Here is a 15,200-nt window from a genome sequence, read left to right as displayed (position 1 = left end):
CCGCGCCCGCCCGCTTGCACAATCTTCTCTCCCACGCTAACAATTCCGCCATGACACAGTCACGCAACATTGCAATCTGGTGGTGGGCTCGCTAAAGCGGCCTTGACCAGTCATGCGTGATTGAGACGATAAGCCGCCCGGAAGTTTCGAGGCGGCTTTTTTGTATTCGGGCCGCAGGAAATGATGGGCCTGAACGGAGCGACAGATGGCGACGACAATTCTTGCAGACGGTGCGGAAGCCTACACCACCAAGGGCGGCATTTCCGTCACCCGGCGGCGGCGCGAGGCCCCTTATGGCGAAGCGATCTCCAGCTATGTCGACAGGCTCGACGAGCGCCGGGGTGCGGTCTTTTCCTCGAACTACGAATATCCAGGCCGCTACACGCGCTGGGACACGGCGATTATCGATCCGCCGCTGGCCATCTCCTCTTTTGGCCGTGCCCTGTGGATCGAAGCCTATAACGAGCGCGGCGAAGCGTTGTTGGAAATGGTCGCGGCGCATTTGGCCGATGTTGCCGATATCACGCTCGGCACTGCGACGGCGCGCCGTCTTGATCTGACCATCAACATGCCGGACCGGGTGTTCACTGAAGAAGAGCGCTCGAAGATACCGACGGTGTTTACCGTTCTGCGCGCCGTTACCAACCTGTTCTATTCGCAGGAAGATGCCAATCTCGGGCTCTACGGTGCCTTTGGTTACGATCTCGCCTTTCAGTTCGATGCGATCGAACTGAAGCTGAAGCGCCCCGACGACCAGCGCGACATGGTGCTGTTCCTGCCCGATGAAATCCTTGTCGTCGATCACTATGCCGCCAAGGCCTGGATCGATCGCTATGATTTTGCCAAGGACGGCAAGGCCACGGACGGCAAGGCGGGTGACATCGCTTCGGAACCGTTCCGCACCGTCGACAGCATCCCGCCGCATGGCGACCATCGTCCCGGCGAATATGCCGAGCTGGTCACAAAGGCGAAGGAAAGTTTTCGCCGCGGCGATCTCTTTGAGGTAGTTCCGGGCCAAAAGTTCTTCGAGCGCTGCGAAAGTAAGCCGTCCGAAATTTCCAACCGGCTGAAGGCGATCAATCCGTCGCCCTATTCGTTCTTCATCAATCTCGGCAATCAGGAATATCTGGTTGGTGCTTCGCCGGAAATGTTCGTGCGGGTCTCCGGCCGCCGTATCGAGACCTGCCCGATTTCCGGCACGATCAAGCGCGGTGAAGATCCGATCGCCGATAGCGAACAGATTCTCAAACTGTTGAACTCCAAGAAGGACGAATCCGAACTCACCATGTGCTCGGACGTCGATCGCAACGACAAGTCCAGAGTTTGCGTGCCGGGTTCCGTCAAGGTCATCGGCCGCCGCCAGATCGAGATGTATTCGCGCCTGATCCACACAGTCGATCACATCGAGGGGCGGCTGCGCGACGATATGGATGCCTTCGATGGCTTCCTGTCGCATGCCTGGGCCGTCACCGTCACCGGTGCGCCAAAGCTGTGGGCGATGCGCTTCATCGAAAGCCATGAAAAGAGCCCCCGGCTCTGGTATGGTGGTGCCATCGGCATGGTTGGCTTCAACGGTGACATGAACACGGGGCTGACGCTGCGCACCATCCGCATCAAGGATGGCATTGCCGAGGTGCGGGCCGGCGCGACGCTGCTTAACGACAGCAATCCGGAAGAAGAAGAAGCCGAAACCGAACTGAAGGCATCCGCCATGATCGCAGCGATCCGCGACGCAAAGTCAGCCAACAGCCGTGGTAACGGTCGCGATGTCGCCCCAGTCGGTACCGGCGTCAAGATCCTGCTGGTCGATCACGAAGACAGCTTTGTCCATACGCTGGCCAACTACTTCCGCCAGACAGGCGCGACCGTCACGACGGTCCGCTCGCCGGTCTCCGACGAGGTTTTCGATCGTGTGAAACCCGATCTTGTCGTCCTGTCGCCCGGTCCCGGCAAACCGAAGGATTTCGATTGCAAGGCGACGATCAAGAAGGCGCGCGCCCATGATCTGCCGATCTTCGGCGTCTGCCTCGGGCTGCAGGCGCTGGCCGAAGCCTATGGCGGAGAGTTGCGGCAGCTCGCAGTGCCGATGCACGGCAAGCCTTCGCGCATCCGCGTGCTTGAGCCCGGTATCGTGTTTTCCGGCCTTGGCAAGGAAGTCACGGTTGGCCGCTATCACTCGATCTTTGCCGACCCTTCGACCCTACCGCGCGATTTCATGATCACGGCTGAAAGCGATGACGGCACGATCATGGGGATCGAGCATACCAAGGAGCCGATCGCAGCCGTGCAGTTTCACCCAGAATCGATCATGACGCTGGGCGGCGATGCCGGCATGCGGATGATCGAGAATGTCGTGGCGCATCTGGCCAAACGGGCAAAGATCAAGGCTGCCTGAGCAAGCATGGACGCAGGTTGAAAGCCGCCGCGCCCGAAATGGTGCGGCGGTTCTTTTTATGGGACGAAGGAATGAGCGATGGCGAGTGAAATTCAGGGAAACAAGGCGCAGCGGCTGGCGTTCTGGGGCATCCCGCTGGCGATGGCCGTGCTGGGTCTGAAGATGCTCGCCTGGTGGGTGACAGGCTCGGTGGCGCTGCTGTCGGACGGTCTGGAATCGATCGTCAACGTTATTGCCGCCATCGTCGCCTTTGTTGTCATCGGTTATGCCGCAAAGCCGGCAGACGCCGGACACCCGTTCGGCCACTATAAGGCGGAGTATTTTTCCGCCGTCGTCGAAGGCGTGCTGATTGTCGTCGCGGCTCTTTTGATCGTTGCCGAAGCGATCCCTGCGATCCTGGCGCCAAAGCTGCCGGAAACGCCAGCACTTGGTCTGGCAATCAATCTTGTGGCCGGTATCATCAACGCAATCTGGGCCTATACCCTGATCCGCGCCGGTGCTGCCTTGCGCTCCCCTGCATTGACCGCCGACGGACATCATATCTTTTCCGATGTCATCACGTCGATCGGCGTCCTCATCGGGTTGGTGCTTGCCATTCTCACCGGTTATGCCGTGCTCGATCCGCTGCTTGCGGTGATCGTTGCCTGCAACATTCTCTACCAGGGCTGGAAGGTCATTGCCCGTTCGGTCGACGGCTTGATGGATAAAGCCGTTCCGGCCGACGAGGAGGAAGCGATCAAGACGGCGATTGCAGCCAATGCGGCAGGGTCTCTCGGCGTGCATGACCTGAAGACCCGCGAGGCGGGTGCGGCGATCTTTGTCGATTTCCATATGGTCGTTCCGGCGGCCATGCCGGTGGGCGAGGCGCATGATATCTGCGACCGCCTTGAAGATGCCATCCGCGAGGTCCACGCCGGAGCCAAGATTGCCATTCACGTCGAGCCGGAGGGCGAAAAGGCCCATGGCATTCGCGTCAAAGTCATCGAAGGATTGAGATCATGACAACCACAGACGTCTCCGGCCTGTCGCAGCTGGGACAGAATGTAACGGCACCGCAGAACCCAGAAGAGGCCGTGCTCGAGCGTGTTCCGACCAGCCATGCCGGAACGGATTTCGTCGTCCGCTTCACGGCACCGGAATTCACCTCCCTTTGCCCGATGACCGGACAGCCGGATTTCGCCCATATCGTCATCGATTATGTTCCGGATGGCTGGCTGGTGGAATCCAAGTCGTTGAAACTCTACCTGCATTCATTCCGCAATCATGGTGCGTTCCACGAGGATTGCACGCTCGATATTGCCAAGCGGCTGGTCGATCTGCTCGCCCCGAAATGGCTGCGGATCGGCGCCTACTGGTATCCGCGCGGTGGCATCCCGATCGATGTCTTCTGGCAGACGGGCACTCCGCCGGAGGGTTTGTGGCTGCCGGACCAGGGCGTCCAGCCTTATCGCGGACGCGGTTGAAACGAAAAACGGCAGGCTTTTGGCCTGCCGTTTTTCTTTGATGGTGGCGATCAGTTGAAGATCAGCGCCAGTCCGGCGAATGCGGTGAGGCCGCCGAGAACGCGCGAGATGACCCGGCCGGACGATAGTTGGCTGATGCCGAGGCCAAGGCCGATACCGGCGATGTGCAACAAGGCTGTCGCCATCACGAAGCCGGTGCTGAAGGGCAGGGCGCCGGCGGCACCCAGCTCGCCGCCATGGGCATAGCCGTGGAACAGCGCAAAGACGCCGACGACTGCGGCGCAGGCAACGATTTCAAAGCGGACGGCCATGGCGACCAGCAGGCCAAGCGCGACAACGGAGGCGAGGATCGCTGGCTCGACGAAAGGCAGGGAAATACTGGCCATTGCCACCATAAAACCGAAAGCCATGGTGCCGACGAAGGCTAAGGGTACCACCCACAGGGCGCGCCCTCCGATCTGCGCTGCCCAAAGGCCGACGGCGATCATCACGAGGATATGGTCGAGACCCGACAAGGGATGGGTAAAGCCCGCGAGCAGCGATCCGTGTTCGGCGGGATCGAGATGGGCAAAGGCGGGTGCGGTCGAAGCGGCAAAGCTTGCTGCGGCGAGAAGAAGGCGTCTTTTCATTATGGTCCCCATGGGTGGGCGGGGCATGTGGGAGCACCCCCGCCGGATGTGAAATCATGACGACCGCATCTTATTTGGCAGTGAATTTCCGTCCATACGGCAATTGCCTTAGTTGGCATCTTTACCATAGCGGCAGGGTGTTGCGGATTGCGCTTTCATCGGTAACCGCTTTTGTTGCATTGTTTTCGCAGTCGAGTCGCCTTATCTGACAGCGGCAGGACATTTGAATTTATTTCGCGGGAGAGTTCGCATGATGAACGACGAAGACGACGACAAGACAAAGGAATTGTCATTGGGCAAAGAGACTGAGGCGAACCTTTTCAAGTCGCGCTCGATTTTCATCTATGGCCCGATCAATCAGGAACTGGCGCAGAAGGTCTGCTCGCAGCTCGTGGCGCTTGCCGCCGCCAGTGATGACGACATCCGCATCTTCGTCAGCTCGCCGGGTGGACACGTCGAATCCGGTGACTCGATCCACGACATGATCAAGTTCATCAAGCCGAAGGTCTGGATGATCGGAACCGGTTGGGTCGCTTCCGCCGGCGCGCTGATTTATGTGTCGGCTCCGAAGGAACGGCGCATTTGCCTGCCGAACACCCGCTTCCTGCTTCATCAACCCTCCGGTGGCACGCGCGGCATGGCGTCCGACATCGAGATCCAGGCGCGCGAAATCATCAAGATGAACGAGCGCCTGAACAGGATCTTTGCTGAAGCTACCGGCCAGTCGGTCGAAAAGATCGCCAAGGACACGGACCGCGACTACTGGCTCTCCGCTGAGGAAGCCAAGGCCTACGGCCTCGTATCGCGCATCGTCACATCGGCTGCCGATATCTAAGGGTTTAAAATACTCGAAAATCTCAACCCCGCTGGTTCGCCCGGCGGGGTTTTCTTTTGCTCGTCGCGTTCCCTATGCGTGGGGGATACATTGGTCGCTGCGTTGACACGATCCGCGCTTGCCCTTCGTTTCCTCTGCAGCTATACAAGCCTCATGTTGAAGACAGGCGCCATCATTGTCGAACAGGTTTCCCGCGGGCACGTTGCCATCGCGGAACGTTCGCGCGCCTTCACATCGCTTCTTCTTCTCGGCCTTACACGCGGTTGCCGGGTTCTTTGAAGGAGCGCCCGGTGGCCCAAAGCCCACCGGCCCCAGCTCCTTGTCTTTACTGAAATCCAGCATCGAAAAGAACCCGAGAGCCAGCATTTTGCCGTCGCAATGCGACCGTCGATCGGTTATTGCATGCGGGATATGCGCCTCACAGAGTGAAGAGAAGCCGCAATGATCATGAAGTCCCACACCGTCAAGCAAGGCATGCCTGAAGCCGCGGTCAAATATCAGCCTTATCCGCAGATCAACATTCCTGACCGCACCTGGCCGGGCAACACCATTACCAAGGCGCCGATCTGGTGCTCGGTCGATCTGCGTGACGGCAACCAGTCGCTGGTCGACCCGATGGGTCACGACCGCAAGGCCCGGATGTTCCAGCTGCTGCTCGACATGGGCTTCAAGGAAATCGAAATCGGCTTCCCGTCGGCCTCGCAGACTGACTTCGACTTCGCCCGCTGGTGTGTGGAGGAGGGCAACGTTCCGGCCGACGTCTCCCTGCAGGTGCTGGTTCAGTGCCGCCCCGAGCTGATCACCCGCACATTCGAATCCTTGCAGGGCGCCACCAGGCCGATCGTGCATTTCTACAACTCCACCAGCGAGTTGCAGCGCCGCGTGGTATTTGCCAAGGACGTCAAGGGCATCAAGCAGATCGCCACTGATGCTGCCAAGATGATTGCCGACATGGCAGCCAAGGCCGGCGGTGGCTTCCGGTTCGAATATTCGCCAGAGAGCTTTACCGGTACCGAGTTGGAAGTGGCGCTGGAAATCTGCAACTCGGTTGCCGAGATCATCCAGCCCACGGCCGACAACAAGCTGATCCTCAACCTGCCTTCGACCGTCGAGATGGCGACGCCAAACGTCTATGCCGACCAGATCGAATGGATGTGCCGCAATCTCGACAATCGAGAAAACCTGATCATTTCCTTGCATCCGCACAATGACCGGGGCACGGGCATTGCCGCCACCGAACTGGCGCTGATGGCTGGTGCCGACCGTGTCGAAGGCACGTTGTTCGGCAATGGCGAGCGCACCGGCAATGTCGATGTGGTGACCTTGGCGCTGAACATGTTCACCCAAGGGATCGATCCTGAGCTGGATTGCTCCGATATCGAGCGGATCAAGGAAGTCTACGAATATTCCAACCAGATGATCATTCCCGAGCGCCATCCTTATGTTGGCGAACTGGTCTATACGGCCTTTTCCGGCTCGCACCAGGACGCCATCAACAAGGGCATGAAGGCGATCAAGGTTGCCAACAAGCCGCAGTGGGAAGTGCCCTATCTGCCGATCGATCCGCAGGATGTCGGCCGTTCCTACGAGGCGATCATCCGCATCAATTCGCAGTCCGGCAAGGGCGGCATCGCCTATATCCTGCAGCAGGATTACGGCATCAACCTGCCGCGCAACCTGCAGGTCGAGTTCCGCGAGGATATCCAGCGCATCACCGACGAATTCGGCAAGGAACTGCCATCGAAGGCGATCCACGGACGTTTCATCGAGCGTTACGTCGATCAGCCGGATGCCCGCATCCGGTTCGTCGATCACCACACCTATCCGGTCGGCGAGCATAAGGGCGTGCGGGTCGTTGCGGCCGAGATCACCGACAATGGTGAAACCAAACGGATCGAAGGCAAGGGCACCGGCCCGATCGATGGCTTCATCAATGCACTGTCGATCTATCTCGGCGTCGATATATCGGTTGCCGACTATTCCGAGCATTCGCTGCAGCATGGCTCGAATGCGGCAGCTATCGCCTATGTCGAAGTCGAATATCCCGGCGGCAAACTGTTCGGCGTCGGTATCAATACCAACATCGTTGCCGCCTCCCTTGAAGCCATTGTTTCGGCCGCCAACCGCGTGTTGGAACTGAAGGCTCAATAAACCAACTGCTTACGCGGCTCTGTGAAGGAGTTGATTCAAACGAAAAGGGCCGCTTCCTCCGGGGATGCGGCCCTTTTCGTTGATAAAGCAGAACTTCAGATCGCGGTCGAGACGGCTGTGGCGAGTTCATGAAGGTCGGCATCGGAAGAGGGGCCGACCACGACGTAGGATGCGCCGGCCTTCTGCCAGGAAATCATCGCGATATCGTCGCGCATGCTTTCGGTCATCTTGCCGTCCGTGTCACCCGGCGTGCTCTTTAGAAAACAGATCGCAAAGACATCGCCGTCCTGGTCCTTATACATCAACTGCGCCACCGGCTTGCCGGAGGCGACCAGCAGGCGGGCACCTTCGAAGGTCAGGCCCTTGCCGCTCAGGTCCGGTAACGAGAAGTTCACGCCGACGTTCGAAGCCAGCCAGCCTTCGATCTTGCCTCCTGCGGAGGCGGGAACCTCCACCAGATGTTCTGCCGTCTGGCGCGCATAAACGCGGTGATAGTCGGCGATATCGTCGAGCCAGGTGCGGGCAGCGGCGATTTTGACGGACTGGGCTTCGTCATTGCTGGTCTTGCCGAGGATGAAACCGGTCGAACCGCCGATGAGCAGCAGGCTGACGGAGGCGGCGAGTGCGCGCGGCCAAAGGCGCTGTTTTGCCTTGCGGGGCGTAGTGGTGACAAGGTGCTCGGTCTTGGCGCTGACACCGGGTCCCTGCTTGATCCTGCGGACCAGCGCCAGAGGTACCGGATCGTGAAGAAGTTCCTCGAAGGCCTTGTTGCCAAAGGAGCTTCCTGCCTGCAGCGTCTCGAGCATCCGCCTTGCCTCGTCGTCGCGTGCGATCAGCTGCTCCAGCTCCTTGCGTTCGGTTTCATTGACTTCGCCATCGATATAGGCCGACAAACGAACGTCGAGCGGGAGGCCTTTGGTATTTTGCAACATTCAGGCTCTCCTTTCCGTCGTCTTTGTAATCATCGAAGCCAGTCGCAGGCGTGCGGTTGAAAGCCTGCTCATCACCGTGCCGATCGGTATCTTCAGGATGTCGGCGGCTTCCCGGTAACTATGCCCTTCGATGTTCACCAGTAGGAAAACACTCGCCAGCCCTTCCGGCATGGAGAGGATCATTTTCTGCAACTGGTTGGCGTAGACAGCCTTTTCTCCGGATGCCTCGATTGAGAGCTCGTCCTGCTCGGAGGCGTCGACCGTGCCGCTGCCGGTGCGCACCCGGCGCTTTCTGATCTCGTCGATCCAAAGGTTGCGTGTCATTGCGTATATCCAGCTCTCAAGCCGCCCTTCGCCGTTCCACAGGTGGTAACGGGTGATCGCACGCTCGCAAACCTCCTGAACCAGATCATCGGCATCGGCTGCATTGCGCGTCAGCGTCATTGCGAAACGGCGCAGCTTGGGCAGCACGCTGACCAAGTCCCGCCGGAATTCGTTCGATTCTGCCGCTGGACGCATTGCTCTTCCAAGGAAACGTTCCGGATCTGGGTTTTATTCGTCCGGTCGAAATATACGCCGGTTGATATGAAACATTTGACCCATGGTCTGCAAGTCGGCAGCCTGGCAGAAGCGCATATTTTGCAGCTTCGGGACGTTTCTCAACGTCTAAAGTCGGGCCGGGCAACGCGTTAACGTGGCCCGGCCCGATTGTTATCAATAGTGCCGCACACCGCCGAGCGATTCGAGCAAGGCGCGATAGGCCCAGCTGTTTTCGCCGCCGCGGTCGCGGATCTCGATCAGCTGCGCCTTGGCTTCCTCGACCTTGCCCTGTTCGAGAAGTGCCTGGCCCATGTAGGACCGCGCGAGGATGTAGTTTTCGTCCGCCTGCAGCGCGCGCTTGTAGAAGCTCATACCGAGTTCCATGCGTCCGGCCTTGCGGTTGGAATAGCCGCGATAGTTGAGGATGCGGGCGCTGTTCTGGTCCTTGACGGCGTCGAGGACCTTGAGCGAATTTTCATACTGGCCGTCATAGGCCAGTTCGCGAGCAGCCTTGAACAGGATATCGTCGTCAAGGCCGCTCTTCTTGGCATTGACGCATTCCTTCTTGTCCTTGTCCCAGATCTTGCCGTCCTTGCATTCGGTGGAGGTCTTGGTCTTTTCCGGCGGCGCGGTCGTATCCTCGCCCGCAGCAAAGGCCGTCTGGCCTAGCGCGAAGAATGAGGTGGCTGAGAACAAGGCGATTATGGCAGTCTTGCTGTGGATCATGGTCATCTCCTGGCTGAACTGATACCGGCAAGCCGGATATTGCCTGACATTTGCCGATGTCAGCACTTCCATCTTACGGTCAGTCCCGTTGGACGGATGACCGGAGCCAATTATTTCACGAGAATAGCCTTTTTTCATTGCTTGGCGAGTAACGATGGGACGATCAGAGCCGTGTGGTTTCAACCAGCGTGACAGAGCGGCTGTCCATCGTCAGTTCGAACCGCTCGCGGATCACGTTCCACTGCCCAGGGCTGCCGGAGATTGAAAACAGGTTGAACCCGGCCGGTGGTTTTCTGCCGCCTTGGCCTTGCGATGCCGATGCGATGCCGACAACAGGCACAGGTTTGACCTGGCCCTTGAGCGAATAAACCGTGTTCAGGTGCGTATGCCCGTGCAACACCAGTTCGGCGCCGCCGGCGGTGATCGTGGCTGCAAAGCGGCGGATGCCGAGCATGCGCTTGTGCAGCGATGTGGCGCCACGGATCGGCGGATGATGGATCATAACCACGCGGAACAGTCCGGCTTCGCCTGCGGCACGTAAGAGATTGACGGTCTCGCGCGCCTGGCGGCTGCCGAAATAGCCGCTGGCGGCAAAAGGCGGGGTAGCGACGGCGGTCGAGCAGCCGATCAGCGCCACGGGGCCGCGAACGCGCAGATATGGATAGCAGTGAAAATCCTCGTTCCACTCCGCCGGTCCGCGCTCGCCGCGCATATAGGGATACCAGGCCTTTGTGGTCTTCTCGTAGGCACCCGGCACATAGGCATCGTGATTGCCGGGCACGATCGAGATGTTTTCCGGCTTGCCAGCTTCGTGCAGCCACTCCGTCACGACCTCGATTTCGCGCGACGAGGCGAGGTTGACGAGATCGCCGGTGATCGCCAGATGATCCGGATCGATCCGCTCGATTTCGTCCATCAAGAGGTTGAGCGTATTGCCGACCAGATGATTGCGCCGGTTGCGGTGCCAGTTGACGAAGCCGGTAATACGTTTCGATGCGAGTTCGCGGAAGGAAAGATCTGGCAGGGGGCCGAGATGGATGTCGGAAATATGGGCGAGTTTGAACATCCTTCGTACCTAGCGCATATTCCCGAAAAGGGGAATCATTCCAGGTGTTTTATCCTGGCAGTTAAAGAATGAAGGGAACCGGATCGGTATGAGCGAGACACCGCCGGAAATGCGCAGCTGGAAATCCAGGCTGATCACCCGCGTGGTGCACAGCTATTTCGCGTTCGCGCGCGGCATGACCATGGGAGTTCGTGCCGCCTGTTTCGATGCCGAGGGCCGGGTTTTCCTGGTCCGGCATTCCTATGTTCCGGGCTGGCATATGCCGGGCGGCGGACTGGAGCGGGGTGAGACAGCGTTACAGGCGCTCGTCAAGGAATTGCGCGAGGAAGGCAATCTCGAGATGAGCGGACCGCCGGAGCTTTTTCATGTCTATTACAACCGGCAAACCAGCAAGCGCGACCATGTGATCTTCTATCGCTGCCTTAATGTCCGCCAGGTTTCGCCGAAGAAGCCGGATATGGAAATCGTCGAAAGCGGTTTCTTTGCGCTGGATGACCTGCCAGCGGCAACGACACCTGCGACGCGCCGGCGTCTGGCGGAACTCTCGGGAAGCGCTCCGCCAGCCGACGTCTGGTGATCAGGCAGCCAGTTTTTCGCGGCCATGTGGTGCGTCGAGATTGAGGACCGGCCCAACAGGCACGACGCCGGTCGGGTTGATCATCGTATGGCTGCGGTAATAATGCTCCTTGATGTGGCGCATGTTGACTGTCTCGGCGACGCCAGCCACCTGATAGAGATCCTGCAGATAGGCCTGCAGGTTGGGGTAATCGGCGATGCGGCGGATGTTGCACTTGAAATGCCCAACATAGACCGGGTCGAAGCGCACCAGCGTGGTGAACAGCCGCCAGTCGGCCTCGGTGATCCGCTCGCCGCTCAGATAACGCCGCGTCGACAGGCGTTCTTCCAGCTCGTCCAGCACCTCGAACACCGTCGTGACGTTTTCCGCGTAGGCATCCTGCGACGTGGCAAAGCCAGCCTTGTAGACGCCGTTGTTGACGGCGCCATAGATGCGCTCGTTCAGGCCGTCGATTTCGCCGCGCAAAGCCTGCGGATAGAAATCCTCGTTCGAACCGGTCAAACCGTCGAACGCCGAGTTGAACATGCGGATGATTTCGGCGGATTCGTTCGATACCATCCTGTTCTGTTGCTTGTCCCAGAGCACCGGCACGGTGACCCGGCCGGAATAACGCGGATCGGCCTTCACATAGACCTGCCAGAGCGCGTCCGAGCCGAACAGGTGATCGACGGTGCCGCCGATCTCGTTCTTGAACTCCCAGCCCTTCGACAGCATCAGCGGATCGACGATCGAGACGGTAATCAGGTCTTCCAGCTTCTTCAGCTTGCGGAAGATCAGCGTGCGGTGTGCCCAGGGGCAGGCAAGCGATACGTAGAGGTGGTAGCGCCCAGCCTCGGCCTTGAAGCCGCCTTCGCCTGTCGGGCCGGCTGAGCCGTCGGCGGTGATCCAGTTACGAAACTGCGATGCAGCCCGCTTGAAATGTCCCTTGGTTTCCTTGGTATCGTACCAGACGTCCTGCCAGACGCCATCAACCAGCATGCCCATCGTCAATCTCCTGCGGCTGGAGCGCCGCTTGTCTGTGAATTCGTGATCCATAGATAGCGCATCAATTTCGCGCATATAGTCCGCAAAAGCTGAACAGTGCGTTTTAGGCTTTGACGCGGCGCTTTTTTCTGCTATCCGGCCAAGCAGAATTTTTCTGAACACGGATCAAAGCTGATGTTTTTCCCGGGAAGCCCACGACGACGCTGATGCTGCAAACGCCCTGGAGGGCGAAGCCATCATATTTTTGTCTCGTATGCCCGGTTTCCCGATGTTCATGAAAAAGCACGACCTCGTCTATCTCACCGAAGACGCTTCCCACGACGCAGCCATCGACATCATCAATGAAGAAGCATTCGGCCCCGGCCGTTTTGCCCGCGCCGCCGCCCGCATCCGCGAGCAGGGGCCACATGATCTGGCGCTGTCCTTCGTCTGCGCCGACGATGGCGAGACAATTGCTTCTGTGCGGATGACCCCGGTAATGGCGGGCTCGATCAAGGGCCATCTGCTCGGTCCGCTCGCCGTTCGCCCCTCGCACAAGAACCGGGGCATCGGCCGCGAGCTCGTGCGCATTGCAGTTGAAGCGGCGCGGCGCAAGGGTTCGGAATGCGTCATCCTCGTCGGCGATCCGCCCTATTATCAGCCGCTCGGTTTCGAGAAAGTCGCCTATGGTGAGCTGACGTTTCCGGGGCCGGTTGATCCCAATCGGGTTCTGGTCGTGCCGATGATTGAGGACGTTCACGCCGGCCTGAAGGGCGAGATCCACTGGCGGGCGTGATTTTCCGCCGGGGACTATAGGTGGATAACGCCGCCGCCTTCCCAATTCCGCCACAGTGACTGCGAATATCCCGGCCATCGCAACCGGGATATTTTTAATGCGTCTGCTGCCCGCCGTTTTCGCCTCGCTTCTCCTCGCCACCTCGGCGTCTTCAGCCGATCTCATCCAGTTCTGGGACAAGCCGCAGCATGGCGGCAACAGTTTTAACCGGTTGCCGCCGGACCAGACCTATTTCGACGCTCTGAAAGGCTACGGCGCTACCTGGGTGCGGCTGTCCTATGACAAGTGGAAACCGGCCAAACGCGACTTCCTGATCGGCGATGCCGATAAGTATGACGGCATTCCGGCAAGTGATCTGGCAATGCTGAAGGCCACGCTCGACCGCGCCGATAAGGCAGGGCTGAAGGTGGTGATCACGCCACTGTCGCTGCCCGGCATGCGCTGGGCGCAGAACAACGGCGATAAGTTTGACGGCCGGATCTGGCAGGACAAGGCCTGGTGGGGGCAGGCCGCAGCCTTCTGGAAGGACCTTGCCACAGCCCTCAAGGATCACCCGGGTGTCGCCGCGTACAACATCATCAATGAACCGGCGCCGGAAAAGAACAATGGTGTGGCCGAGCATGGCGGCACCGATGCAATGAAGGAATGGTACGCGAAGCAGACCGACAGCGCGCGTGACCTGCCGGCCTTTTACGACACCGTGATCAAGGCCATCCGCGAGGCCGACCCGTCAACCCCGGTCATGGCGGACGCCGGCTGGTATGCGGCGGCCGATGCCTTCAGCTATTGGCCCAAACCGCTTACCGACGACAAGGTGCTCTACAGCTTCCATATGTACGAGCCCTATGCTGCCACCAGCGCGCCGAACATGAAGCGGGACACACCCTATGCCTATCCGGGTAAGGTCCCATTTGGCGAGACGGAAGAAACCTGGAACCGTGAACGGGTCGCTGCCTATCTGCAGCAGCCGGTCGACTGGGCCGACAGCCACCACGTGCCGCGCAACCGCATGGTCGCCGGCGAATTCGGCTGCATGCGCCGCTGGGAGGGCTGCAAGACCTATCTCGAGGATGTGTTGACGTCGCTCGATGACAGCAAGTTGCACTGGGCTTTCTACAGTTTTCGCGAGGACAGCTGGGACGGTATGGACTACGAACTGGGCTCGCAGAAGGTCAACTGGAAGTACTGGGAGGCTATTGACGAGGGCAAGCCCGATCCGGTGAAGCGCAAACCGGGACCGGAATTCGATCCGATCCGGAAGAGGCTTTAAGGGGCGTCGCCTTCCGCTCAAAGTCAGTGTGAATGACGGCTTGTGAAACTCTCCTCCGTCATTCCTGTGACAAGCACAGGAATGACGGAGGCGTTGAGGCCTTCGATGCCGTGAGCCGAGGCGAACCCCAAACTCAATTCCTATCGTCCCTCACGGTGCCACGTCGCCGAAAGCACGAACAGCAGCGCCGCCAATCCGAGGAAGCCGGCGAACAGCGATAGCGAATTGATGCCCTTCAGCACGGTCTCGTCGGTCATGCGCAGCGACATGCGCTGGTCGTCGGCGACGCGGACGGTGCCGCGCACTGGCAGGATCGGCGGCACGTCGACCGGGCCATCGGCATTGGCAAGACGCTGCACCAACCCCTTGGTTTTTTCCGCCCAGGGCTTAAGCGTCTCGGTGGTCGAGATCGTCGCCTTGAACTCCGGCGCATCGACGCTGCCGACATGCACCAGCGTGTTGAGTTCACCATTGGTGACTTCGAACAGGCCGGTCTCGGCGGTGCGCACATTGGCCTTGTAGAGGCCGGGTTCGCCTTCGTTGAGCGTGATTTCCTCGGTCTTGCCCGACGGATAGGTCAGCGTGGCGGCGCCCGGATCGCCAGCGATGGTCTGTCGGGCGATTTCCAGTGTGCGGCCGCTCGCATGCGCCGTTAAGGCCTCTTCCTCCAGCGCCGGTTCCTGCATCAGCCAGTGAGCGGTGCGGCGATAGAGCGAAACGCTGGGCCCACCGCCTTCGAAGCCGCGTGCCCAAAGCCAACCCTGATCGGAGAGCAGCATGGCGACGCGGCCCTTGCCGACGCGGTTCAACACCAGCAGCGGCTTGCCGTCGGCTGCCTGCATGACGGTCTGGCCAAG

Annotated in this window: 14 protein-coding genes and 1 pseudogene; 8 read left to right on the top strand and 7 right to left on the bottom strand. The window is 59.7% G+C overall.

Annotated elements, in window-relative coordinates; translation table 11 throughout:
• Positions 1-205 precede the first annotated feature (205 nt).
• The 3 genes from ACQY8Q_RS05740 (at position 206) to queF (ending at position 3,858) form a co-directional block, all read left to right on the top strand.
• Positions 206-2,395, top strand: coding sequence for an anthranilate synthase (locus ACQY8Q_RS05740; RefSeq protein ID WP_428425611.1), 2,190 nt, complete (start codon positions 206-208; stop codon positions 2,393-2,395).
• 78 nt (positions 2,396-2,473) lie between these two features.
• Complete coding sequence (locus tag ACQY8Q_RS05735; RefSeq protein ID WP_428425609.1) at positions 2,474-3,397, top strand: cation diffusion facilitator family transporter; 924 nt, start codon at positions 2,474-2,476, stop codon at positions 3,395-3,397.
• Complete coding sequence (gene queF, locus ACQY8Q_RS05730) at positions 3,394-3,858, top strand: preQ(1) synthase (protein WP_428425607.1); 465 nt, start codon at positions 3,394-3,396, stop codon at positions 3,856-3,858. Before ACQY8Q_RS05735 ends, queF begins: the two co-directional genes overlap by 4 nt.
• Before the next feature lie 50 nt (positions 3,859-3,908).
• Here queF and ACQY8Q_RS05725 read toward each other — a convergent pair whose 3' ends face one another.
• Positions 3,909-4,487 (bottom strand): HupE/UreJ family protein, encoded by a 579-nt coding sequence (locus ACQY8Q_RS05725; protein ID WP_428425605.1) that lies wholly within the window; start codon positions 4,485-4,487, stop codon positions 3,909-3,911.
• Positions 4,488-4,740: 253 nt separating this feature from the next.
• On the opposite strand from ACQY8Q_RS05725, the gene ACQY8Q_RS05720 reads away from it, so the two are divergent.
• Positions 4,741-5,322: an ATP-dependent Clp protease proteolytic subunit gene (locus tag ACQY8Q_RS05720; RefSeq protein WP_428429679.1), complete on the top strand. Its 582-nt coding sequence runs from the start codon at positions 4,741-4,743 to the stop codon at positions 5,320-5,322.
• Between the two features lie 441 nt (positions 5,323-5,763).
• A complete protein-coding gene (gene leuA, locus ACQY8Q_RS05715) occupies positions 5,764-7,473 on the top strand; it encodes a 2-isopropylmalate synthase (RefSeq protein ID WP_428425603.1) in 1,710 nt (569 codons plus the stop codon).
• Between the two features lie 95 nt (positions 7,474-7,568).
• Here leuA and ACQY8Q_RS05710 read toward each other — a convergent pair whose 3' ends face one another.
• The 4 genes from ACQY8Q_RS05710 to ACQY8Q_RS05695 form a co-directional block, all read right to left on the bottom strand.
• The gene (locus ACQY8Q_RS05710; RefSeq protein WP_428425601.1) at positions 7,569-8,405 is read right to left on the bottom strand and encodes an anti-sigma factor family protein; all 837 of its coding nucleotides are present in this window, start codon (positions 8,403-8,405) and stop codon (positions 7,569-7,571) included.
• A complete protein-coding gene (locus ACQY8Q_RS05705) occupies positions 8,406-8,924 on the bottom strand; it encodes an RNA polymerase sigma factor (RefSeq protein WP_428425599.1) in 519 nt (172 codons plus the stop codon).
• Between the two features lie 195 nt (positions 8,925-9,119).
• A complete protein-coding gene (locus ACQY8Q_RS05700; RefSeq protein ID WP_428425597.1) occupies positions 9,120-9,671 on the bottom strand; it encodes a tetratricopeptide repeat protein in 552 nt (183 codons plus the stop codon).
• A 163-nt stretch (positions 9,672-9,834) separates the two neighbouring features.
• The gene (locus ACQY8Q_RS05695) at positions 9,835-10,737 is read right to left on the bottom strand and encodes a metallophosphoesterase family protein (RefSeq protein WP_428425595.1); all 903 of its coding nucleotides are present in this window, start codon (positions 10,735-10,737) and stop codon (positions 9,835-9,837) included.
• Between the two features lie 88 nt (positions 10,738-10,825).
• Between ACQY8Q_RS05695 and ACQY8Q_RS05690 the strand changes: the two genes are divergently transcribed.
• Positions 10,826-11,314, top strand: a complete 489-nt coding sequence (locus ACQY8Q_RS05690; RefSeq protein WP_428425593.1) for an NUDIX domain-containing protein — start codon at positions 10,826-10,828, stop codon at positions 11,312-11,314.
• On the opposite strand, the gene ACQY8Q_RS05685 is transcribed toward ACQY8Q_RS05690, so the two are convergent.
• Positions 11,315-12,298, bottom strand: coding sequence for a glutathione S-transferase family protein (locus tag ACQY8Q_RS05685; protein ID WP_428425591.1), 984 nt, complete (start codon positions 12,296-12,298; stop codon positions 11,315-11,317).
• A gap of 274 nt (positions 12,299-12,572) precedes the next feature.
• Between ACQY8Q_RS05685 and ACQY8Q_RS05680 the strand changes: the two genes are divergently transcribed.
• Both ACQY8Q_RS05680 and ACQY8Q_RS05675 read left to right on the top strand, forming a co-directional pair.
• A complete protein-coding gene (locus ACQY8Q_RS05680) occupies positions 12,573-13,073 on the top strand; it encodes a GNAT family N-acetyltransferase (protein ID WP_428425589.1) in 501 nt (166 codons plus the stop codon).
• Between the two features lie 97 nt (positions 13,074-13,170).
• Positions 13,171-14,343: a glycoside hydrolase family 5 protein gene (locus tag ACQY8Q_RS05675; protein ID WP_428425587.1), complete on the top strand. Its 1,173-nt coding sequence runs from the start codon at positions 13,171-13,173 to the stop codon at positions 14,341-14,343.
• A 140-nt stretch (positions 14,344-14,483) separates the two neighbouring features.
• On the opposite strand, the pseudogene ACQY8Q_RS05670 reads toward ACQY8Q_RS05675, so the two are convergent.
• A pseudogene (locus ACQY8Q_RS05670) lies at positions 14,484-15,200 on the bottom strand (hypothetical protein); the annotation flags it as partial.

Origin of the sequence: Pararhizobium sp. (genome assembly GCF_965279435.1) — a bacterium.
In the GTDB taxonomy this organism is placed as follows: Bacteria; Pseudomonadota; Alphaproteobacteria; order Rhizobiales; family Rhizobiaceae; genus Pararhizobium.
This window is presented reverse-complemented; position numbering and strand designations above follow the sequence as displayed.

Coding starts and splice junctions, on each gene's coding strand:
- leuA (WP_428425603.1), top strand. CDS start 5,764: ATGATCATGAAGTCCCACACCGTCAAGCAAGGCATGCCTGAAGCCGCG.
- ACQY8Q_RS05685 (WP_428425591.1), bottom strand. CDS start 12,298: ATGGGCATGCTGGTTGATGGCGTCTGGCAGGACGTCTGGTACGATACC.
- ACQY8Q_RS05725 (WP_428425605.1), bottom strand. CDS start 4,487: ATGAAAAGACGCCTTCTTCTCGCCGCAGCAAGCTTTGCCGCTTCGACC.
- ACQY8Q_RS05680 (WP_428425589.1), top strand. CDS start 12,573: ATGAAAAAGCACGACCTCGTCTATCTCACCGAAGACGCTTCCCACGAC.
- ACQY8Q_RS05740 (WP_428425611.1), top strand. CDS start 206: ATGGCGACGACAATTCTTGCAGACGGTGCGGAAGCCTACACCACCAAG.
- ACQY8Q_RS05720 (WP_428429679.1), top strand. CDS start 4,741: ATGAACGACGAAGACGACGACAAGACAAAGGAATTGTCATTGGGCAAA.
- ACQY8Q_RS05735 (WP_428425609.1), top strand. CDS start 2,474: ATGGCGAGTGAAATTCAGGGAAACAAGGCGCAGCGGCTGGCGTTCTGG.
- ACQY8Q_RS05700 (WP_428425597.1), bottom strand. CDS start 9,671: ATGATCCACAGCAAGACTGCCATAATCGCCTTGTTCTCAGCCACCTCA.
- ACQY8Q_RS05675 (WP_428425587.1), top strand. CDS start 13,171: ATGCGTCTGCTGCCCGCCGTTTTCGCCTCGCTTCTCCTCGCCACCTCG.
- ACQY8Q_RS05690 (WP_428425593.1), top strand. CDS start 10,826: ATGAGCGAGACACCGCCGGAAATGCGCAGCTGGAAATCCAGGCTGATC.
- queF (WP_428425607.1), top strand. CDS start 3,394: ATGACAACCACAGACGTCTCCGGCCTGTCGCAGCTGGGACAGAATGTA.
- ACQY8Q_RS05705 (WP_428425599.1), bottom strand. CDS start 8,924: ATGCGTCCAGCGGCAGAATCGAACGAATTCCGGCGGGACTTGGTCAGC.
- ACQY8Q_RS05710 (WP_428425601.1), bottom strand. CDS start 8,405: ATGTTGCAAAATACCAAAGGCCTCCCGCTCGACGTTCGTTTGTCGGCC.
- ACQY8Q_RS05695 (WP_428425595.1), bottom strand. CDS start 10,737: ATGTTCAAACTCGCCCATATTTCCGACATCCATCTCGGCCCCCTGCCA.